A 22716-nucleotide genomic window follows, 5' to 3' on the forward strand; every position below is an offset into this window, starting at 1 on the left:
TCTGTTGAACAATAATCTAGAGAGCGCTTCCATTTGAGGAAATCATATTTTTGTACCAATGGAAGCTGTTCTTGCGAATCCGCCGCAATTGTCTCAGGTTGAACTCATCCCGGTCAACATAGACGAATCCGTAACGTTTGCTTACTCCCTGGTGGGTGCTGACCAGATCAATTGCGGACCAAGGACAATAACCAAACAGCTCCACTCCGTCCGTAATAGCCAGCTGGCATTGCTCGATATGCTTGCGCAAGTAATCGATGCGGTAATCATCTCTTACAACATCGCCCTCTTCCAAGGAATCATAAGCCCCCAGTCCATTCTCGGTAATGATCAGCGGTAGCTGGTAGCGGTCATAGATCTTCCTAAGAGTAACACGCAGGCCTGCCGGATCAATTCCCCAGCCGAACTCCGTTCGCTCCAGGTACTCATTTCCACTCCCAGCAAAAACACCCACTTCTCCAACTGAGATTTGCTGATCTCCCATCCCGCCTTTTTCTACCGAATTCTGGGTACTGGCTTTGACCGTTGCAGAGCTGTAATAATTAAAAGCGATAAAGTCTGGCTTCGCGGCGGCCAGAATGCTCATATCCCCTTCTTGAATCTCAGGCGTATAGCCTTTTTCCTCGAAGTAACTCCAGACCAGCGTATTGTAACGGCCAAACACCGCCATATCAAGGTATAACCAATTGCGGATTGCGTTGAAGTTATCAGCCGCCAGCACATCTTCCGGACGCGAAGACGCTGGATATACGCACGAGATGTTAGGGGCCGGTGCCACTTTAGCTTCAGGTAACATTTCTTTGCACAGAATCATCGCCCTGGCTTGAGCCAGAAGCATATGATGATTTTGCTGATACAATTCCTTTTTCGGATTCTTCAGGTTCGGGTCCAACGTTCCCAAAGCGGAACCGTGCAAAATCATCATGTTTTGTTCGTTAATAGTTAACCAATATTTCACCCGGTCCCCAAAGTGTTCGAACAATGTCTTCGCATACGTTTCAAATGCGTTGATTGTACTACGGTTCGACCATCCGCCTTCTTTTTCCAAAGCTGCCGGAAGATCAAAATGATACATGGTCACGATCGGTTCGATCCCGTATTTTAATAACTCATCAATTAAATGGTTGTAAAACTGTATGCCTTTCGGATTCAATTCCCCTGTTCCCTGCGGATAAATGCGGGTCCAGGCCACCGAGAAGCGATAAGCCTTAAAGCCCATTTCTGCCAGTAAGGCAATGTCTTCCTTATAGTGATGGTAATGATCGCTTGCCACCTTATAATCAGTGATCTCTTCCCGGGGCGGACGGGTGTCAATAACAGACGGCCCTTTTCCGTCCTCGTTCCATGCTCCTTCAAACTGATAGGACGAGGTCGATCCACCCCATAGAAAATTGGAATCAAACGCTTTCAATTTATGATATTTCATTTAACACCTCCAATGAAAAAGTGTTGATCTATATGTACAGACGATTATAGATTTAAGGCTTCGGCAAGTACTTTTTCACCATTCATCATGCCATAATCCATTCTGTCGATTACGCTTACCTTGATGCCTTTAGGCTCGTATTTGGTTTTAAAATCGTCTTCCAAGTAGCCAACCTGCGGTCCTATCAGCAATACGTCCGTTTTGTCCGCATACTCTTTAAAAGAGCTTTCGGAAGTAGCTCTGATTTCAACCTCAACATTTTGAGCCTGTGCAGCCTTCTGCATCTTTTGTACCAACATACTTGTAGACATTCCTGCTGCGCATACAAGCGTAATTTGTTTCATTGGTTATTCCTCCCCGATAATGGTGTGATGGATACTGTTGCTTCGTAACGGTTCAATCTGCTGTAAAGTTCCACGATATGTCTCGCCAGATCCTTGGTCGTAATGGCAGACATGAGATGGTCTTGTGCATGCACCATTAGCAGTGTCACTTCATGAGCTGTCCCACCCGCTTCCTGCTGGATCAGTCGCGTCTGCGATTTATGCGCTTGGACCAGCTCGTTCTTGCATTCTTCAAGACATTCTGCTGCCTGCTCCGCATTACCCTTCTCGGCAAAGCTGATAGCTTCCATAGCTTTACTCTTCGCAATACCCGAATTTGTTATAAGTCCCATTATGATTTCCTGATACTCATCCATTGAATTCACCTCATGCATTTCATCTCTTTAGCTTACAGATTCAGTGTATACGATTCTTGCCGACTTCTAAACGCAACCCTTTTCCACTAGAAGCGGAAATGCTTACAATGGAAAAAAATAGAGAAGCTCTGCACGATGCTTGTTCAAAATCCAAGCAGATGTCGTGCAGAGCTTTATTTTAATACAGTTTATGTTTGACAATAATTTGAGCAAAATCCCCGTAGGTTTTGCATTCCAGCATTTGCTGGATAATATCCGAGTCGTCGAGTAGTCCCATCAGATGCTTATACATTTTCGCCGGAGGCTCGTCGCCGTTTTTGTTAATACTGAGCAGGCAGACGAACTGCACGGGCTTGCCGGACCAATCTATGGGAGATTTCAGTGTACAGACCGCCCATACCGTCCGGTTGCTTTGCGGAATAATAGGATGAGGAATGGCTATCAGATTTCCGTAAGCCGTAGGAGCAGCATTTTCCCTTTCCATCACCAATCCGATGAATCCCTCGGAAGAGCGGATCAATCCGGAAGCATGCATTCTTTCTCCCAAAAAAGTAATAACCTCTTCTTTTGTAGTAAAGTTATGTCTCAGAAATACAAGCTCTTCCATAATGTAGCGGAAAGTAAATTCGTTTTCATCCGTCAGCAGCTCTTCAATCTTATCGATGTCACCGCCGCCAAGCAGAGTCTGAACTACCACGACCGGAACGGATAATGTCTGCGGGATTGGAACTGTGCTTACCACAAAATCAATGCCATGCAAAGGAACCTGCTGCAACTTGTAATACTCGGTCGTGCCAGCAACCTCAAGCCTTTCACCGAACTTGCTACGTAGCTTGTAATACAGCAAGCGGGCACTTCCAACACCCGAAGTGCATACGACAAGGCAGCGTTTAGGTCTGTTGTTCATCTGCTGCCTTTCCATGGCGGCCCCGATATGAATCGCCAAATAACCCATTTCTGTCTCTGGTATGGTCAAATTCAGTTTGCTCTCGATTAACTTGGCACCTATGACCCCCGCCTGAAAAGCCAAAGGATAATTATTCTTCACATGATCCAGCATCGGATTACGGATATTCATCCTATATTTTACGCGGTTTAGCGCCGATTTCAGATGAAGACATATGCCCATTAACAGTTCTTGATCCCGGCTGATATTCAGGTTAAAGCCCCTGTCAATTTCAGCCAGCATTTCTCTGCCAAGCTCATAAATTCCCCGATCCAAGAGCTTCTGAGGCCCTGTCTCTTCTGTCTGTTGCTCCGTAACTCCCTCAAACCACTTGTTCCCGGCCAGATGCATGGCGATATAAGCAACCTCATCCTCCGGAAAGGTCAAATCCATTTGCTTTTCAATGTGGCTAACAATATGTTCAGCGGCTCGAAATTCCTCGGTAGCCCGAAAATCTTCCCTTTCATCGGAAAGCATCGCGACCCGGTTCCCATCGCGAATACGCTTGCAAGCTATAGCGATATGAATGGACAGGTTGTTGAAGGCAACATCCGACAAAGTGACCCCGTGGTTCTGGATTTGCTCCAGAATAATACCTCGAATGAGTGTCATTTCCCAAGGGGTAACCATTCTCGATGCGGCCTCCACGCCCCCAGCCCTTTCTTCTTCAGAACGGTTGACGATGAATTCAGACATGCAGAAACGTAAGCGAACCTCGTCGCCCCTCAGCTTGACACCGTAATTCGGGCGCTTATCAATGCCGATTCCGTAAGCCTGTAGCATATGCTTAACCTCTTTGAAATCATTTTGTACGGTGGATTTGCTAATGTATAACTCATCCGCCAACTCTTCGAGCTTCAAATAATTTTCTGTAAGCAGGAGGCGCGAGATTAAATAACGCTGTCGGTATTCAGGAGAATTGGGATCATCCGGTTCGTTATACAGGAACAACTGCTGTAGGAGCGTACGAAAGCTGCGGTCGTCCGTGATTTTCAGTTCATACCCCCTTGAACGAACAGGCTGAATCGATGCTCCATGCTTGGCCAGAAATTCATCCAGTTCTCTGATATCGCTACGTACGGTACGTGAAGTAACCTGGATCAACTTTGCCAGATGCTCGCTGTTGACAGGAGTGTCCGCAGCCAGCAAATGCTGTAGAATCGAAACCATTCGCGTATTCATTCAAGGTGACCCCCCGTTCTTTTGTCAAAATCTATCCTCTACTCAGGCCTGCTCGGTTAGCTCGCCTTTAGGTACGAAAGTGGCAGGAGCAGCACAGGAATTGCGCTCTACAAATTTCGTATCCACTGTGATTTTTGCTGTAACCTGCGTTCCCTGCTCAATAGTATCGGTCAGGAGATCGACAGCCAGAACGGCCATTCTTTCTTTTTCTACATGAATGGTCGTTAGCTCCGGCGTAACAATGACCGATTCCGTAATGTTGTCAAAGCCGATAATTGAAGTATCCTGCGGCACCCGGATGCCAAGCTCGCTCATGGTCTTCATAGCGCTGATAGCAATATAGTCGCATTCGCAGAACCAGGCCGTCGGCAAAGTTTTCCCGCTCTCCAGATAAACGGTTAACTGCCGATTCAGATACTCCTGCGAAGTAAGAATGGTTGGCGCTACAGCCAGCATTTGTGCCTCCGGAATCTTCAGCCCCCGTTCCATGAGTGCCGCCAAAAATCCGCGTTTACGTTCCTCAAAATTATGAATTCGTACATTTGAAGCAATATAACCGATTGAGGTATGACCCATGTCGCATAAATAAGCTCCTGCCTGATAAGCACCCATAACATTATTAATCTGGATAAATTGTACGGGAAGCGTATCAAAGCAGGTATCCAGCACAATCAGATTCGGCAGCTTGCCATGAATATTACTGATCTGCTCACGGGTCAGATTGGTTCCCAGAACAATGGTGCCTGCACTGCGTTTCTCCTCTGCAACCATCTGGATATCCCTCTGGAAAAATTCTACGTCGACCGTCGAGAAGATCAACGAATACCCTTTTTGTCGGCAACGTTCCTCAATAAACTGGATTAATTCTTTAAAAAATGGCTGTTGATAGTATTCCTCAAGGACAATGCCCGAATTTGTACACACGAGAAAAAGCAAGGACTTATCACTTCTTGAAGCCGTTATCGTCTTGCTTTTGGGACTGTATCCTGCCTCGTGGGCTACCTGGAGAATACGTTGACGCGTATCCGGGCCAATACCCGGCTTGCCGCTGAAGGCCAGTGAAACAGCTGATTTGGATACGTTGGCCAGCTTGGCAATGTCTTCCATTTTCATGCCCTAATTCTCCATTCTAAATAAGATGAACACAGCAGTGAAGTGAATAAATGAAGTTTACACCGATTTGAGATGCGATGCAATAATTAGCTGAATTTATTTATATTTGTTTAGTTATTTTTTTAGTTTTTATAACTAAATATCACTAAATAATTAATTGACACCGTTTTAATTCGATGTTACTATGGCCTCGACATAGAAATAGTCATTGAATTTAGTTTTTACAACTAAACTAATTTGGTTTTGTTTAGTTTATTCATTCTATTTTGTTCAGCAAATGTTGTTTATTCAAGTACAGAGGAGACATGATCATGAAGAAATTAAAGTTGGGTTATGCTCCGACGCGCCGATTTACGTTCAGCGCCGACGATGCCTTTAAGTACAAAGTGGAAATTCGCAAGAAAATTGAGAGTTTTGGCATGGATATCGACATTGTAGACCTGGAGGGCCTTAATGAGGAAGGCTTGCTGTATGACGACCATATAAACGCGGATTTAATTGCAAAGCGATTCAAAGAAGAAGAAGTCGACGCTGTTTTTTTCCCACATTGCAACTTTGGTACAGAAGATACTGTAGCTCGTGTAGGCAAGGCGCTCGGCAAGCCTGTCCTGCTGTGGGGACCGCGGGATGAAGCGCCGCTTGCGGACGGCATGCGCCTTCGCGACACCCAATGCGGTATTTTCGCCACAGGTAAAGTGCTGCGAAGATTCAACGTTCCCTTCACCTATGTAACGAACAGTTGGGTGAATGATCCGGTTTTCGAAAGAGGCTTTACCAACTTTGTGGCGGCCGCCAACGTCGTGCGCCAATTCAAGAGCTTACGCATTCTCCAGATTGGCCCCCGCCCCGCTTCATTCTGGACGATGATGTGCAATGAAGGCGAACTGCTGGAACGCTTCGGCATTGAGATTCATCCCATTACCATTGTCGACATTCAGCTTAGAACCAAAAAAATCGCCTCCAGCAATAGCTCAGAGCTTCTGGAAACGATGGATTACATTAAAGAAAAACTCGATTACAGTGAAGTGACCGAAGATGATGTAAGACGGATAGCCGCTTTAAAGGTCGCCATGAAATCCTTCGCCCGTGAGACGGGAAGCAGCGCTATCGCAATTCAGTGCTGGTCCTCTTTGCAGGATGCTATATCTATTATGCCGTGTCTGGCCAATGCAATCCTGACTGACGAACAAATTCCGGTTACTTGTGAAACAGATATCCATGGAGCCATTACTTCCATTATGGTGCAGGCTGCCTCCATGAACACATTGCCAACCTTCTTCGCAGATATTACTGTTCGACATCCTGAGAATGATAACGGCGAACTTCTCTTCCACTGTGGCAATTTCCCGGTCTCGCTCTCCGTAGAGAACAAACCGAAGTTACGCAAACATTTTCTCTTCGACGACCATTCTCCCGGAACTCATGAAGGCGAAATCCGCGGTGGCGGTATGACCATTGCCCGATTTGACGGCGACCACGGTGAGTACTCCATGTTCCTCGGGCGTGCCCGGGGTATTGAAGGTCCTTATACCCGCGGCTCCTACGTATGGGTGGAAGTAAACGATTGGCCGCTGTGGGAGGAAAAACTCGTAAAAGGGCCTTACGTCCATCATTCCGTAGGTATCCATGCCAATGTGATCCCGGCCATTTATGAGGCCTGCAATTATATACCCGGCCTGACGCCTGATCCGGTCGATCCCACGGAACAGGAAATTCAAAGCTGGCTTAGAGGATCCGATCTCGCCCGTAATAAGCGCCCGAACCTTCACGTTTGAGACGTCTAAAGCGACAAAGCCCATCCCTTTAATACCTATCTTGAGGAGGACATTATGGAAATCCAGGAACTGAAAGTAAAAGCCGCACAAATCCGCATGGACCTGCTAACCATCATTCACCGCGCCAAAACGGGACATACGGGGGGATCGCTGAGCAATACAGACATTTTAACGGCTTTATATTATGAAATCATGAACGTTGATCCTGCTAATCCAAAATGGGATGACCGTGATCGCTTTATCGCCAGCAAAGGGCATTCCGTAGAATCTCTATGGTGTATTCTGGCCGACCGGGGCTTTTTCCCAAAAGAAGAGCTGGAGACCTATAGCCAGTTCGGCACCCGACTCATTGGCCACCCGAACAACAAGGTTCCAGGGATTGAAATGAACACCGGGGCCCTCGGCCACGGCCTGCCCATTTCCGTAGGCATGGCACTAGCTGCCAAGCGGGATGACCGTCCTTACCGTGTATTTTGTTTAATGGGAGACGGCGAACAGGCCGAAGGCTCCAACTGGGAAGCCGCTATGGCAGGCTCTCATTATAAGCTGGATAACCTGATCGGCATTATCGACCGCAACCGACTCCAGATCAGCGGTGCTACCGAAGAAGTCATGGGACTGGAGCCGCTGGAAGAGAAGTGGACTGCCTTCGGCTGGAACGTCGTCTCTATCAACGGCAACAATATGGAAGAATTGCTTAAGGCATTCAGGTCCGCCCCTGAAGTAGCCGGAAAGCCAACGTTAATTATGGCCAATACCACCAAGGGCAAAGGCGTATCGTTCGCCGAAAATGTCCCGGCATGGCATCACCATGTGCCTAATGATAAAGAATTGGAGCTGGCTCTCACAGAGCTAAAGGCAACGATCGAAGAATTGACGCAGAAAGGGCAGGTGCATTAAGCATGAATAAAATTCCTAATCGCCAAGTAATCTGTGACACACTGCTGGAGTTGGCCAAAGACGACCGTGATATCATGGTACTGGCCAGCGATTCGCGCGGTTCTGCTGCAATGGCTCCCTTTGCCAATACGTTCCCGCAGCAGTTCGTCGAGGTCGGCATTGCCGAACAGAATATCGTAGGCATGTCTGCAGGCCTGGCCCACAGCGGCAAAAAACCGTTTGTGACTTCACCAGCCTGCTTCCTCAGTATGCGCAGTATTGAACAAGTCAAAGTTGACGTTGCTTATTCGCGGACAAATGTGAAGCTCATCGGCATTAGCGGAGGCGTCAGCTACGGGGCGCTTGGCATGTCACACCACTCCGTGCAAGATATCGCAGTAGCTCGGGCAATTCCGGGACTGGCGATTGTCCTGCCTGCTGATCGTCACGAAACGAAGAAACTGACCGAAGCGCTTGTAAAATATGACGGCGGCGTATACGTGCGAATCGGGCGTAATCCCGTTGAGGACGTTTACGAAACCGATGATTACCCATTCGAAATAGGCAAAGCTATAACTGTGAGAGAAGGCAACGACGTTACAATTATTGGTGTCGGTGAAACCGTGCGAATCGCACTCGATGCCGCCAAGGCACTCAACGACGAAGGCATATCCGCCCGGGTAATCAACATGCATACAATCAAGCCGCTGGATGAAGAGGCGATCATTACCGCTGCACGTGAAACTGGACGCATCATTACCGTTGAGGAACATAGCATTTACGGCGGTCTCGGCGCAGCCGTGGCAGAAGTTGTTGTGCAGAATCACCCGGTTCCTATGAGAGTGCTCGGCATCCCGGATGAGCCAGCGATTGCCGGTAAATCGGCGGAAGTTTTCCACCACTACGGCATTACGGGTGACAATATCAAACAAATTGCATTCGAATTGATTAATAAGTAGAGGGCGAAGCATATGGAGCACAATCAACAATATATATTGGCCATCGACCAGAGTACTTCAGGCACCAAAGCACTCCTTGTAGACCATCAGGGTACAGTAATCGCCCGCAGCGGGATGGAGCATAAGCAATATTACCCCCATCCCGGCTGGGTAGAGCATGATCCGCTCGAAATTTATGAAAATGTCAAAATAACGGCCCGCAGCGTATTGGAGCAAGCCTGCGTCCACCCGTCCGCACTAGCTGCGCTGACAATCACCAATCAACGCGAAACGGCATTGGTGTGGGATAAGACGACTGGTCAGCCAATATATAATGCTGTTGTCTGGCAATGCCAACGTACGGCGGACCTGTGCGCCGAGCTGAAGCAAGCTGGCCACGAAAGAACCATCCACGCCAAAACAGGGCTTATGCTTGACCCTTATTTCTCCGCTGCCAAGTTCAAATGGATCATTGAACATACGGAGGGAGCTGCCAACCTGCTGGCTGAAGGGAGGCTACTTGCAGGGAACATGGACAGTTGGCTGGTCTGGAAGCTTACCGGCGGTAAAAACCATGCAACCGACTTTACAAATGCCAGCCGTACATCGCTGTTCAATATCCACACGCTGGAGTGGGATGAAGAGCTTGCCCAGCTGTTCTCCGTTCCTTCTTCCCTGCTGCCTGAGGTTAAACCATCCGACGCTATTTTCGGATATACGGCAGATTGCGACCTTTTCAATGAGAAAATACCGATTTCGGGCGTCATTGGGGATTCACAAGGGGCATTGTATGGGCATCTGTGTTTCAAGCCCGGAACAGCCAAAGCAACCTTTGGCACGGGTACCTCTGTATTAATGAACGTAGGGAATCATCCGGTGGATGGCGGTGACGGACTTGTAACCGCTATCGCCTGGGGGGCCAGCGGAACTGTTACGTATGCGCTTGAAGCCATCATCCGGACAACAGGCGACAGCATCAAATGGACGCAGGACAACTTAGGACTGTTCTCTACCTTTGAGGAAATGCAGCGCTTAGTCGAAAGCGTTCCTGCAAACGATGGCGTCTATCTTGTGCCTGCCTTTGTCGGAATGGGCGCTCCCTATTGGAATCCCTACGCCCGGGCGGCAATTATCGGTATGAACCGTGGAACTGGCAAAGGACACATCGTCCGGGCTGCGCTGGAGAGCATCGCTTACCAAGTACGGGACGCTATAGAGTTTATTCAGGAACAGTCCGGGATTGAGTTGGTCGGCCTGCGCACGGACGGCGGGGCTTCCTCCAACACTTGGCTGATGCAATTTCAGGCCGATATTCTGGGCAACCTTGTGACCCGATCCACATGTGCCGAGCTGTCGGCCATGGGTTCGGTCTATCTCGGTGGGCTCGGCACAGGCTTTTGGTCCGATCCAGAGCAAATCGCTTCCAATCTTAAAATGTATGAAGCATACGAACCAAAGATGGATGAGGCTACCAGAGAGAAATATTATACTGGCTGGCAGCGGGCTGTTCAGTCTGTATTGCAACAACAGCATGAATTTCCCGTTTTATAAATAATCTCTGTACTCCATTCCTCATATCTCCCCAATACAAACCAAACAAAAAGGGCCCTTGCTTTTACAAAGGCCCTTTTATTAAGTTACTCACTCGAACGATATAACTGACCCAACGCTTTTACAAACTCACGGGCTGCCGGGGTCGCTTCATCAAAAGAATGCGCGATAATTCCGATATCCCGCGAAATTTGGGGAATGATCTCTTTAACGATTAGTGTATGGGACACCGAGGAAAGCGTAAACTTCGATATAATGCCAATGCCCAACTTTTTTTGGACCATATGGACTAAGGTTTCAGCCGTTTGGACCGTGAGACTCTCCTGGAAAGGAATTTGCTGCTCATGCAAGGTGTTTAATACAGCAGATTCATGTCCTCCTTTACAGAAGATAAGGTCGTTCCTGTTCTGTTCCAGAGAAACCTCATGTTCTGCTTGCAATGGATGATTCTCCGGCATGATAGCAACCATGGAATCGTGTTCAAGAATATGGACGTCATAATGATCGAAAGGAGAAGCTACTATTCCAATTTCAACAGTGCGATCCTCCACCCATTGTTTAATTTGATTCGTGTTTCCTTCCATCAGTTCAATGGTGACATCGGGGTATTGGGAGCGGAATAAGCAGATCGCTTCTGGAAGCAAGTTCGTAGAGGCTGCCGGGAAGGAGCCTATTTTTACTTTACCGCGTAAAAGCTTATTCTCCTGACACGCAAGCTGAACCATTTTATCTTCGATTTCCTTCATTTGTCTGGCCAGACTCAGCATTTCTTTTCCCACTTCGGTCAGTACGAGTCCATTCTGCTTGTCGCGAATAAACAATTTCACCTGCAAAGTATTTTCAAATTGGATCAAAGCCTTGCTAACCGCAGGCTGGGAAATAAACAGCGCTTTGGAAGCCTCCGTCATATTCATTTTCTCCGCAACCTTCATAAACACTTCAAGATGATTCATATTCACAGACATACACCCGTTATAACCATACGGTTATTCCCTCCATGAAATAATAGTATTTCAGTTATATCAAAATATACCTTTAACTGTCGTTTTAATTTGGGTGCTAGCGCATAATATTCTTTACACCTATATCGCTCCCTATCTAAATCAAGCTGGACTGGCTTCTCAAACAGATGTGGTGCTGCTTATTTTTGGAATAACTTCGGTTGCCGGAATCGGGTTGATCGGTGTATTCATTGACCGCTGGCTGCGTCTACTGGTACTTGTGAGTACCTTCGGCTTCGCTATCGCATCTTTGGCGCTGGGAATCGGAAGTCACCAACCTGCTGTTGTCTATTTAACTGTTGCCTTGTGAGAGCGCAGATGTGGCACAGTCTATGCTTGTAACCGCTTGGAATTTGGCCATTGGTGGAGGCGGTTTGCTTGGCGGAATTCTTCTGGAGACACTTGGAAGCAGCTCTTTCCCGTGGGCGTTACTGATTCTTATGCTACTTGCCTTCATAGTTTCGTGGCGTGCTAAGAATCACGAGTTCTCCCCCAAGAAATAGACCTATTGCCCTATAAAAACATTGACGGTTAGATGGCTGAGAATCACATCCACACTTGGCAAGAAGCTCAACGAATATGTAGATCAGGTTATAAAGAACCTTCCTGTCCATCTAACTTCATGGATTGGAAGGTTCTTTTATCAGAAGTCATAGAAGTTCTAAGATCCTTTTTAATATAATACCTTCTCCAGACAGCGTGCCAACTCATCATCGGGAAGGGGCATGCGATGCGTATTCTCCAGGTAGATATATTTCTCTGTTTCTGGCATTAAATATTGTTTGGACCACAGGAACATATCCGGACTGTCTCCCTGAAGACGAAGAAATCTCCGCACAGTGTCCGCATGAGAAATAGTGTTATCTAGATTGGTTAACCAATCTGCCCGGTAGAAATGCTCCCATCTTCCAGTTCCTGCGAGCGACAACGCTTCTTTACCCATCCGGTAGCTCCAAACGGCATGAGAAGCTTGTATAAATGCTCTTGGGTAATCTTTTTCAAGGAACAGCCCATAAGCGCTACATAAGCTTGCCAGTCCACGTGAACCACTCAGATGCAGTTCAATCTGCACAAGCAGTTGATTATACAGCCTGCGACATTCATCTTCAGACAACTGCTTCATGATTCGTAGACACCGCTCTCGTAGTTCAACCCAATCCGGGATTGCCGACTCGGCTTTTTCCTTGAACCAGCGTACCTGTTCAGGAAAAGGCCTTTCTCCAGTAGCCCAGTACAGCCATTCATCACTGCCTTCTTTGCCTTGTAGCCAATACCCCATAATTTGCCGAGCCGGATGGTGATAGAATTCCTCCCCTGCTCGATCATCCTTATGCGGGCCATAAACGATAGTGCAACGGGAATAATCCCGGTATAATTGGGAAATCTCTTGAAGCTGACTACTGTACAGCCGTCCGATAAAATCAGTAAGCTGCTCTTCGGCATCCACGTTACCATTCGTCCATAAATTTGCTACTAAATCCAGCGTATATACATGTGGCAAAATATTACCTGAATTGACCAGCAGGTACTCGTCCGCCCCTGTAGTAAACGCTGATGTTAATTCCTCTACAATCAAGCTGGCTGAGGAGGGAAATTGGGTAAGATGGTTCGACGCTTGCAAGTCGTGGAAGGTCACATGGTAATATACTCCATTCTTGCCCCCATCCTGCGCCTCAGGCAATGCTGGTACACGATAATTAAGATTCCCATGGCGCCGAGATACCATTTTACCGTAACCATTGTCCGCCCATATTTTGATCACCCCTTCGGGTACTTCAATATGCCCCTGCTTGTATAACTCGGCAATCTCACCATACATCGCCATACAGCACACGGGCTGCTCCACAAATTCACAGATCATATTGTACTGCTTGCGAACCACATACGATATTAATTGTCCGCGTTTGTCCGGCGTATTAAAGGAAGGATCATCTTCCCAAAAAGGCTTGTCACCCTGCCCGCGAAAAGACAATACCCATACAATTTTCTCTTCCTTCTGCCGTTCAATCGCTTCCTGCCACAGCTGTTCAAACAACTCGGGATGCTCTCTGTAGCTAGCTTGTTTACCCGGAAAGGCGCGCAAAAACATTTCCGCCCCCAACGGCTCGGCATGATGATGTGTGATCCATAAGCCCATGTCTGCTGCAAGCTTATGATGGATACCTGTGCGTGGTAAATCGGTTCCGGGAATCACCATATTTCCACCGCACCGCAGTAACGCTTCAAAAACGGGCTGCCACACCTGCTCCGTTGGTGGATAATCTTCCTTCCAGCCAATCAAGCATACCTCATCATTGACAAACCATCCCCGATATCGGACCTTGGACGGTATACTGTCAACATTCTGACTTGGCAAAACGATGGTATCCCGCTTAGGCGGGAGAAGCTCCGCCCAGAACCAGAACGGCTCCACACCCAGAGCGAAACGGCTGTAATGAAGCAGTCCATAAATAATTCCTAATTCATCACGGCCAATAATATGGAGTACCGTTCCCTTGCTACCAGCAACAAAACGCAGACAATAGCCCTCTGGCCAATGCGGGCAGCTATCTCCTTCCTGCGCATAACGGATAATGATCGAGGGCTCTACTTCTGTTTGCAATGGCTTGCGGCCAAACACTTGCTTATGATCTCGCGCAATCATGTTCCAAGCGTGGGCAATGGGCACACTTTCATCGGTTTGAAGATTGTATCCGCTTTCAGATGAAATAGTTAGAGGTTCACAAGCTTTCATTTATTGTCATCTCCTATTTTTTTCAACTATGAGGATTCTTCTTGTCTTTATTTTATAGGTTGGCAACATACATATAAAGCTGTTCCAACGTAAATATAGCTTTTTTTCGGTAAATCACTTGAGAGTTGAAGCTTAATTCGAGAAAGAAAAAAGTAAGGAACAGGAGAGAAATAAGAAAGACTTGATTGCTACACTAAAAATGTTCCAAAAAACAGACTGCCCTTAAAGATTCAAGTGCAGCAAAAAGGAGACTTGATATGAAATTGAAAAAACGATTTGCCTCTTTGTTCCTGTTGGCATTGATGGCATTTATCCCGGTCCAGGCATATGCTTCTGGGTCCGTTCCAACCACGCCCTCTGGAATTCCGATTTCCGAAATCGAAAACAGAACAGATCAAATTATGAAAAAATATATAGGAACAGCGATTCCTGGTGCTGCGGTTTCCATAGTAAAGGACGGGAAAATTGTTTTTTCAAAAGGTTACGGATACTCAAACATCGAGAAAAAAACACCCATGAGTACGGAAACAACCTATATGGAGGCCGGTTCCGTATCGAAATTGTTCACCTGGACGGCAGTAATGCAACTGGTTGAGCAGGAAAAGCTGGATTTGAATACGGACATCCGCACATACTTGCCTGACGGCTTTCTCAAGCTTTCTTTTGATAAGCCTATTACCCTGAAATCACTGATGAGCCACACGGCAGGTTTTGAGGAGCACCTGGAAAAACTTTTGGTTCATGATCCTGCTGATCTTAGGTCTCTCAAGGAGCATATCGCACCCAGAAATCAGCCTGAACAGATTTATGAGCCTGGAACAGTGATTGCTTATTCCAACTATGGGACCAACCTGGCCGGTTATATTATAGAACGTGTATCCGGAATGCCTTTTGAAACCTATATTCAGAAACATATATTTGAGCCTCTAGACATGAAACATTCTTACTTTACACAACGATATGATCTTATCCCGGAGGTTATCGAACATAAAGCAACAGGCTACTCCAAGAAGGATGGAAACTGGGTGGCAAAGCCCAATGTTTTCTTTAATGATGTGCCGGCGGGTGCGTTAAACATTACTTCGGAGGACATGGCTCATTTTATGCTTGCTCATCTGAACATGGAGCATTCCTTAAAATATTCGCTATTCAACAAGAATGAAACCCTGCGAGAAATGCATGAGGCTTCATATACCCACTATCCCGAGCTTCCGGGGAATGCCCATGGCTTTTGGGAACGGTTCGCGGGAGATTATCGTGTTATCGAGCACGGTGGAAATACAGATTCATTCTCCTCTCTGGTCTCTATCGTGCCGGATCAAAACTTTGGGATCAGCATCCTGACCAATGTGGAAAATGAAATGTCCGGTGCAAGAAGCGAACTCATTGACCTGTTTGTTGGGGATTCCCACGCTACTCCGCAAGCGGATAGCACGTTGAAGCATAGCGCGGATGTGGCGGGAAAATACCGTTCTGCTCGTGCAGTATCATCTGGTATATTGAAGCTTATACCCGTATTATCCAATGCGGAAGAAGTGGTCACAGCCAACGGCAATGGCGGAATCACTCTGAGTATTCCATCCATGAATATTCATGTTGATTATGTAGAAACCAAACCCTATTTTTTTGAACGTGTGACTCCTGGGAGCACTTCTTATGATTACGCGGGCTTAAACATCAGTCGTCTTTTTTTCTTAACCAATGCCGATGGTAAAGTGACGCAGTTGTCATATGGAGTGATCGATGACCAATTGCCGATCTCCTTCCTGCAAACATCCATTTTCAGTTATATTCTAGTGGGGGCATGCGGCATTTGGTTTGCGCTTGGGTTTGTTTTTGGTATTACAGGGTGGCTGCGGAAGCTCAAGGACGCAAGAAAGCAGAAGAATACTTCGCGGCTTCCCTTCCCTGACAGTGTAACCGTAATACCATTGCTGGGTCTGCTTGTGATCGTCAATCTCATTGCTTCCAGCATCCAATTGATAGGCGACCCCTTTCAGCCTATGTCCAATTTCAATTTGAATATTATCTTTTTCTGGGTACTTGGGCTTGCCTTTGTACCGGCTGCCTATCTTGCTGTAAGAAGATGCAATGTTACCAAAACAACATTGTTAAGAAAGGTATACACCGCGACGCTGATTCTTTCGTTTCTAGCTATTTCGATTTTCCTGTATTCCTATAATTTCTACTTTTTGGCATAGCTCCATTCGATAAGCCTGCCATACCTTCCAGTGTACCGATGAAGATTGCAAAATGAACAACCCCAATCTGAGCTAAATAAAAAAACTCTCCTCTGCATCTAGCAGGGAGAGTTTTTAACACACTCAATGAGATTCAAATACGTGCCGAATTCAGCCTTTGCTTTCAGTATGTTGTTGAATCTGTTTATTCTGTTTCTGGCTGAGTATTTACCAATTTTATATGAACATCTCTCAATTGTTTCTCAGTAACCTCCGAAGGTGCTCCCATTAATAGATCCTGCGCTTTGCTATTCATTGGAAAAGCAATAACCTCTCGGATATTCGATTCATTTGCAATGATCATAACAATCCTATCAATTCCAGGTGCTATACCTGCATGAGGCGGCGGCCCAAATTGAAAAGCATTAAAGAGTGCAGGAAATTTACTCTTGATATCTCTATATGTATAACCTGCAATCTCAAAGGCTTTTACCATAATCTCCGTATCATGGTTACGGACAGCACCCGAGGACAGTTCAATCCCATTACATACAATATCATATTGGTACGCTAGGATATCAAGAGGATCCATATTCAGCAGCGCATCCATACCACCTTGTGGCATCGAAAAAGGATTATGGCTAAACCCAATTTTATGAGTATCAGGATCCAATTCAAACATAGGAAAATCAACTATCCAGCAAAATTTATATATATCCTTTTCCAGCAAATCTAGTCTTTTTCCTAATTGATTTCTGACAGCACCGGCTATTTTTTCGACATTTTCAAGTTGATCAGCAGCAAAAAACAGTGCATATCCTGAACTAGCTTGCGTAACATGTATTAATTCGTTTTTCACCTCTTCAGAGATGAATTTTGCAATAGAGCCACTAAGAGACATATCATCGTTGAACTTAATCCATGAGAGGCCTTTCGCTCCAGACTCAATAGCAAAGTTTACTATATCGTCATAAAAGCTTCTTGGCTGTGCTCCACAACCAGGAACAGCAATAACTCTTATCGTTTTATTTTTAAATACTTTAAAATCAGTCTCTGTAAACAGCTCTGTAACATCATGGATAATTAATGGATTTCTTAAATCAGGTTTATCGCTCCCGTATTTGAGCATGGCTTCTTGATATGGAATCCTGGTAAAAGGCTTTGAGATTTTAAAATTTGTAAATTCAGAGAAAACTTCATATAGCATATTTTCAACTACATTAAAGACATCTTCCTGTGTTGCAAAAGCCATTTCCAAATCCAGCTGATAAAACTCGCCGGGTGATCTGTCTGCCCTTGCATCCTCATCTCTAAAGCACGGAGCAATTTGAAAATATTTATCAAAGCCCGAAACCATTAATAATTGTTTAAATTGTTGTGGTGCTTGAGGCAAGGCATAAAATTGGCCTGGATGCACTCTACTAGGAACTAAATAGTCTCTGGCGCCCTCTGGAGATGAACTTGTCAGGATAGGTGTCTGGATCTCTAAAAAATTCAAACCGATCATCTTTCTTCTGATACTTTGAATTACTTTAGAACGAAGTATAATATTATTGTGTATTTTTTCATTCCGTAGATCCAAGAAACGGTACTTTAATCTTAAATCTTCCCGAGCTTCATTTGCTAAAGATACTTCAAAAGGTAATGGATTCACTACCTTCCCTAAAACTTTTATCTCATTAGCAGCTAACTCAATATGTCCGGTTTTCATAGTGGGACTAATCGTATTTTCAGATCTGTTACATACAGTGCCTGTAACAGAAATGGTTGACTCCCTGCTGATCTTTGATACAAAATCTTTCAATTCGTTATTATCAGAAACAACAATCTGCGTTACTCCATAATGATCCCTAAGGTCAATAAAAATAACCCCGCCATGGTCACGCATATTTTTTATCCATCCTGCAATTCTCACTACTTCGCCGACATGTTTTTGATCCAATTCTCCACAGTTATGAGTCCTATAACTATGCATGAAAAACCCCACTTTCTTTTATCCCTATCATCTTAATGATTTCTATTTTTCTCCACACATATACTCACATTATCGTTAAAGCTTTATACCTCTCATTCAGGTATTCCGCAGTTTCAACCATTATTTTTTGTCCTATTTCATCAACATGCCTGTTCTTCCAATTCTCAAAGACTGTTCCCTTGACCCATTGGTTAAAAGCGCCAAGGGCTGGTCCGCAGTGTACTTGATAATCAACCTTACTGTGTTTGTCTCCATTCATTGCAAGTCGTGTAGAATAAGTAAAGTACCATCTAAATATCAACGCCATCTTACGTTTAGGAATTCTTTCAGCTTTTTCAATGATCTCAGCCGGGTAATAAGCTTTAATATCTTCATATACTTGTTCAATACTCTTCTTAAAATATTTTTCTTCGATATATTTTTTGGTTCCGCTATCAATTTCATCTATGGAGTTATAATTACGGTAAAGATCATATAATTTATTCGCCCTAGCCGGGAAAAAAACTCCTTTTTTCATAACCTGAATTTTCGCTCCCATTTCAAACATATCCCCTGCGGGAGCGTAGTCTGTATCCTGTATATTTAACTGCTGGAGCAAATCCTTTACATCATCACTTGTCCCTGCTTCAACCGTACATTGGTTGATTGAGCCTGTCATGATAAAATCCGCACCCAGTATAAACGCTGCCGCAGCAGCTTGTGGAGTCCCTATCCCCCCGGCTGCCCCTACCCTTATACTTTTATTGTATTTATACTTAAGTAACGCTTCATCCCTCATTTTAAGCATTAACGGAACCAGTACATATGCAACAGCATGATCAGTATGCCCGCCTGAATCAGCCTCGACACACAGATCGTCTACCATAGGAATTTCCATCGCCATCCGGGCCTCATCCCGGCTTATCCTATTTTCCTCGAGCAGTTTATTTACGATATTCTGAGGCGCAGGACTCAAGAATGCCTCCACAACCTCGGGTCTTGATACTTTCGCTATAATCCTGTTCTGCGGTGTTACGATCCCCTTTTCATTTCGTTTCAAACCCTTCAATCTGTACCTTACCAAAGAAGGCGTTATACTCATGAACGCAGAGGCTTCAATAGTTCTAACACCGTATTTTATGTACAAATCAACGATGTTATTTTCTATTTCCAGGTGATCGGGAACATGAATAAGATTCATTCCATAGGCTTCGCCTTGGTTCAATTCTTGCTGAATATACTTTATAGCTTCCTCAAGGGCCCCAATCTTGACTCCCCCTGCCCCAAAGAATCCCATCATTCCTGCCTTACCTGCTTTTACGACCATCTCTTTTGAAGATATTCCCTTATACATCGAACCCATAAGATACGCGTATTTAAGTCCATAATATTTTTTGAATTCGCTATGACCAAGAGACTCCGCCGTAAATCGTTGGCCGGATATACTATTCTTCGACTTTACTTCCTGTACCTGCTCGCTACGTTCCTCATCCTCCCTCACAATCAGCGGTTCTGCGTCTCGTTGTATTGCGTTAACCAACCCTGTTATGACTTTTCCAGGCCCAACCTGTATGAACTGGGTTACATTTTTACCCATTAGATATCTTATACTTTCCGACCATTTGACTGGACTTACGATCTGGTTGATCAGCGTACTCCTTACATCTTGCTGCCTGTAGGGTCTGGCATAGATATTTGAAATGACTGGTATTTTCAATTTTGAGAATTCGAACTGTGACGCATAGGCCTCAAATCTCTGTCTGGCATCTTCCAAATACCTGGAGTGAAATGCTCCACTTACATTTAAAATCACATAGTTTGTGGCTCCTGCATCTTCAAAAATTGGCTGTGCCTGCTCAATCATGTCCTTCGGTCCTGAGATGACAATCTGGCTTGGCGAATTAAAATTGGCAACATCAATCCCCCTTAAATTATTTTTCTCGATAACTTCTCTAAATACTTCCTCGTTCAAGCCTATGACCGCTGCCATACCACCACCGGTAGCCTTGACCATCAGTTCTCCTCTTTTTTTAACCAGCTTCAAGCCCGTTTCAAAGTCAAATGCCTCTGCGGCAAATAAGGCATTGTATTCACCTAGGCTATGTCCTGCAACATAATCGGGTTTTCTTCCAGTCTCTTTTAATTTATTAAGATAACTCAAAGCGTTTACGACAAATAGCGCCGGTTGGGTAAAATCCGTTTGTCCTAGTTGATTGGCAGGATCTTCAAGACACAGTTTCTTAATAGAATAACCAAGAATAGCATCCGCTTTTGCAACCAATTCCTGAAATTCGTCAAATAGTCCTACTCCCATGCCTTTGGCTTGAGCCCCTTGTCCAGGGAACAGATATGCGATCATTTGTGTCCTCCTTTTTGCTAGTGAATGCATATTAGTCGAATATTTCAAATAGACGATCCAAATTTTTCATATCGTTTTGAAAAGGTGAAAGAATAGAACAAATACTTGCCATTTTCTTGCTACCAAAATTGTACTTCACAAAATTAGCAAGCGTGCCAGAGGGGCCAAGGTCAATATAGATGACCCCGTCCCCGTCTCCCAGACATTTTAAAGCGTTCCGAAAACGGATAGGTTTTCTAGCAACATCCCAAAGAAAACGGTTGTCAAGGGATGTCGCTTTTCCTCCGAACATAGATGAAACCATATTTATAGTCGGATTCCTTAGGGTCTTAAGCTTTAAATACGCTGTATATTCCAAGGCTATAGGGTCCATTAAGGAAGAGTGAAAAGCAAACTGAACCGGTAACCTTTGACATATAATCTCATTTGCTATCAAGTAGCGTTCAATTTCTTCCAGTTCCTCACAGCTTCCAGAAATGACAAAATGCGAGTCATAGTTGATTGATGCTAACTCTGAGTTGGCATTCAATACGGATATTTGGTCATACAGACTGAGGTCGCCAATTACGGCCAGCATGCCACCCTTTGGACAGTAGGTTTCTACCATTTCTGCTTGCTTGACAAGGCATTGAAGAGTATCTTCATAACTCATACAACCAGCCGCAGCAACAGATGCAAACTCACCGAGGCTGGAACCCAAAACGTAATCAGGATAAATCCCCTTTTCCAGTAATACCTGTGTGAGGGCATACTCCACCATGAAAATTGCGGGGTGAGTATATAACAGACTATCAAACAGGTCTCCTCTCCCACGGTTGTCGTCGTACAGCATTTTTAATACGGACCTTCCTGTAATATCCGTATGAATATCATCCAGCTTCGTCATCCATTTTCGGAAAACTGGATTTAACTTAAATAATTCTCTTCCCATGCCGTAGTATTGTGAGCCTTGGCCTGAAAACATAAAAATCACAGATCTGTCCATTCTAACCTCCCACAACATACTCATTGATAAAATCCCAATAACTCCATTTAAAACGAATATTTCACAGTAAATTGCGAACTAATTGCATTTGGGAAGGTGTGGGATTGCTTTCGTTAAGAACATTCTCCATATGTTGTCTTATTGCAGGTTTGAATTTCGGCTCTGTTATGATATATAGCTGCCCTTTTTTGATTCCCTCAAACATCTGATTTGCTACATCCTCTGGAAGTATTCCATTCTGGACAGCCTTGCGGGCCAATTGATTAATGACTTGTCTTTCCGGGGGAAGATTTCCTAGTCCGGTCTGCTTACTCAGCTCCGTCGGTCGGTTTCGTTCAGCATCCATAATTTGGGTGCGTACGAACCCGGGGCAGACAACTGAAACCCCTACATTGGAACCTATCAATCTGAGTTCTTGGTGTAGCGTTTCAGACAAGCTTAAAACGGCATGTTTTGACGCGCTATATATGCCATTACCAGGGCCGGACAATAGCCCGGCGATGGAAGCTGTATTCACAATATGACATGCGGTTTTCTGTTTCAGCATAATAGGAACAAAAATTTCAGTTGCAAAGAGAATCCCCCATATGTTTACGTTTATTACCCACTGCCAATCCGCCACCGTATTTTCCCATAATAAGCAGCCCGTGCCGGCGTCCACCCCTGCATTGTTGAACAAAAGATGCACAGCCCCAAATGTCTGAACCGTTTTTTGCGCTAATGCACGTATATCAGCTTCTTTGGAAATATCCGTCACCACGGATAACGTTTCTGCACCCATGTCTTTCAATTGTTTTTCGGCCCTTAGAAGGGCCTCCTCCTCAATATCCGCGAGGACGACCTTCATGCCCTCATTTACACATCGATCCGCAATAGCACGGCCAATCCCACTGGCGGCTCCCGTAACTACGGCTATCTTATCTTTAAATTCCCTCATGATTTACCTCCAGAATATTTTGTATTTTCCATCTGATAGTGATCGGTTCCCTGTTT

18 protein-coding genes are annotated in these 22716 nt (G+C 45.2%); 7 read left to right on the forward strand and 11 right to left on the reverse strand.

The features are described 5' to 3' along the window. Window positions 1-16: 16 nt before the first annotated feature. From ACM1ND_RS17225 to ACM1ND_RS17245, 5 genes are all read right to left on the reverse strand, one after another. On the reverse strand, window positions 17-1426 hold the full coding sequence (locus ACM1ND_RS17225; RefSeq protein WP_341057519.1) for a glycoside hydrolase family 1 protein: 1410 nt from the start codon (window positions 1424-1426) through the stop codon (window positions 17-19). Window positions 1427-1470: 44 nt separating this feature from the next. Beyond that, window positions 1471-1770 (reverse strand): PTS sugar transporter subunit IIB, encoded by a 300-nt coding sequence (locus tag ACM1ND_RS17230; protein WP_023989371.1) that lies wholly within the window; start codon window positions 1768-1770, stop codon window positions 1471-1473. Continuing rightward, window positions 1767-2126 carry a PTS lactose/cellobiose transporter subunit IIA gene (locus tag ACM1ND_RS17235; protein WP_023989372.1) on the reverse strand — a complete coding sequence of 120 codons (360 nt, stop codon included), beginning with the start codon at window positions 2124-2126 and terminating at the stop codon, window positions 1767-1769. Before ACM1ND_RS17235 ends, ACM1ND_RS17230 begins: the two co-directional genes overlap by 4 nt. A 178-nt stretch (window positions 2127-2304) precedes the next feature. Beyond that, window positions 2305-4254, reverse strand: a complete 1950-nt coding sequence (locus tag ACM1ND_RS17240; RefSeq protein ID WP_028540520.1) for a BglG family transcription antiterminator — start codon at window positions 4252-4254, stop codon at window positions 2305-2307. A 42-nt stretch (window positions 4255-4296) separates the two neighbouring features. Then, window positions 4297-5367, reverse strand: a complete 1071-nt coding sequence (locus ACM1ND_RS17245; RefSeq protein WP_418026376.1) for a LacI family DNA-binding transcriptional regulator — start codon at window positions 5365-5367, stop codon at window positions 4297-4299. A 311-nt stretch (window positions 5368-5678) separates the two neighbouring features. Between ACM1ND_RS17245 and ACM1ND_RS17250 the strand changes: the two genes are divergently transcribed. Genes ACM1ND_RS17250 through glpK form a run of 4 tightly spaced genes read left to right on the forward strand, consistent with a single transcriptional unit; the run spans window position 5679 to window position 10510 of the window. Beyond that, a complete protein-coding gene (locus ACM1ND_RS17250) occupies window positions 5679-7142 on the forward strand; it encodes an L-fucose/L-arabinose isomerase family protein (protein ID WP_023989375.1) in 1464 nt (487 codons plus the stop codon). Window positions 7143-7196: 54 nt separating this feature from the next. Further along, entirely contained in the window at window positions 7197-8042 is an 846-nt protein-coding gene (locus ACM1ND_RS17255; protein ID WP_023989376.1) for a transketolase, read from the forward strand. A 2-nt stretch (window positions 8043-8044) separates the two neighbouring features. Next, window positions 8045-8980: a transketolase family protein gene (locus tag ACM1ND_RS17260; protein WP_023989377.1), complete on the forward strand. Its 936-nt coding sequence runs from the start codon at window positions 8045-8047 to the stop codon at window positions 8978-8980. 12 nt (window positions 8981-8992) lie between these two features. Beyond that, the gene (glpK, locus tag ACM1ND_RS17265; protein ID WP_316243938.1) at window positions 8993-10510 is read left to right on the forward strand and encodes a glycerol kinase GlpK; all 1518 of its coding nucleotides are present in this window, start codon (window positions 8993-8995) and stop codon (window positions 10508-10510) included. Window positions 10511-10596: 86 nt separating this feature from the next. Here the strand turns inward: glpK and ACM1ND_RS17270 are convergent, their stop codons facing one another. After that, window positions 10597-11475: a LysR family transcriptional regulator gene (locus ACM1ND_RS17270; RefSeq protein ID WP_069080028.1), complete on the reverse strand. Its 879-nt coding sequence runs from the start codon at window positions 11473-11475 to the stop codon at window positions 10597-10599. 91 nt (window positions 11476-11566) lie between these two features. Between ACM1ND_RS17270 and ACM1ND_RS17275 the strand changes: the two genes are divergently transcribed. Together ACM1ND_RS17275 and ACM1ND_RS17280 are read left to right on the forward strand one after the other, a co-directional pair. After that, the gene (locus ACM1ND_RS17275) at window positions 11567-11821 is read left to right on the forward strand and encodes an MFS transporter (RefSeq protein ID WP_068941449.1); all 255 of its coding nucleotides are present in this window, start codon (window positions 11567-11569) and stop codon (window positions 11819-11821) included. Between the two features lie 10 nt (window positions 11822-11831). Then, a complete protein-coding gene (locus tag ACM1ND_RS17280; RefSeq protein WP_175405281.1) occupies window positions 11832-12014 on the forward strand; it encodes a hypothetical protein in 183 nt (60 codons plus the stop codon). 170 nt (window positions 12015-12184) lie between these two features. On the opposite strand, the gene ACM1ND_RS17285 is transcribed toward ACM1ND_RS17280, so the two are convergent. Further along, window positions 12185-14245 (reverse strand): glycosyl hydrolase 115 family protein, encoded by a 2061-nt coding sequence (locus ACM1ND_RS17285; RefSeq protein ID WP_418026377.1) that lies wholly within the window; start codon window positions 14243-14245, stop codon window positions 12185-12187. 257 nt (window positions 14246-14502) lie between these two features. On the opposite strand from ACM1ND_RS17285, the gene ACM1ND_RS17290 reads away from it, so the two are divergent. After that, window positions 14503-16446 (forward strand): serine hydrolase domain-containing protein, encoded by a 1944-nt coding sequence (locus ACM1ND_RS17290; protein WP_418026378.1) that lies wholly within the window; start codon window positions 14503-14505, stop codon window positions 16444-16446. 184 nt (window positions 16447-16630) lie between these two features. On the opposite strand, the gene aspS is transcribed toward ACM1ND_RS17290, so the two are convergent. From aspS to ACM1ND_RS17310, 4 genes are all read right to left on the reverse strand, one after another. After that, window positions 16631-18400, reverse strand: coding sequence for an aspartate--tRNA ligase (aspS, locus tag ACM1ND_RS17295; RefSeq protein ID WP_418026379.1), 1770 nt, complete (start codon window positions 18398-18400; stop codon window positions 16631-16633). A 64-nt stretch (window positions 18401-18464) separates the two neighbouring features. After that, on the reverse strand, window positions 18465-20738 hold the full coding sequence (gene fabD, locus ACM1ND_RS17300) for an ACP S-malonyltransferase (protein ID WP_418026380.1): 2274 nt from the start codon (window positions 20736-20738) through the stop codon (window positions 18465-18467). A 31-nt stretch (window positions 20739-20769) separates the two neighbouring features. Beyond that, a complete protein-coding gene (locus ACM1ND_RS17305; RefSeq protein ID WP_418026381.1) occupies window positions 20770-21747 on the reverse strand; it encodes an acyltransferase domain-containing protein in 978 nt (325 codons plus the stop codon). Between the two features lie 37 nt (window positions 21748-21784). Continuing rightward, window positions 21785-22660, reverse strand: a complete 876-nt coding sequence (locus tag ACM1ND_RS17310) for an SDR family NAD(P)-dependent oxidoreductase (RefSeq protein WP_025718361.1) — start codon at window positions 22658-22660, stop codon at window positions 21785-21787. Between the last annotated feature and the right edge of the window lie 56 nt (window positions 22661-22716).

It is taken from the genome of Paenibacillus sp. JJ1722, from assembly GCF_048282685.1.
Classification (GTDB): Bacteria; Bacillota; Bacilli; order Paenibacillales; family Paenibacillaceae; genus Paenibacillus; species Paenibacillus polymyxa_B.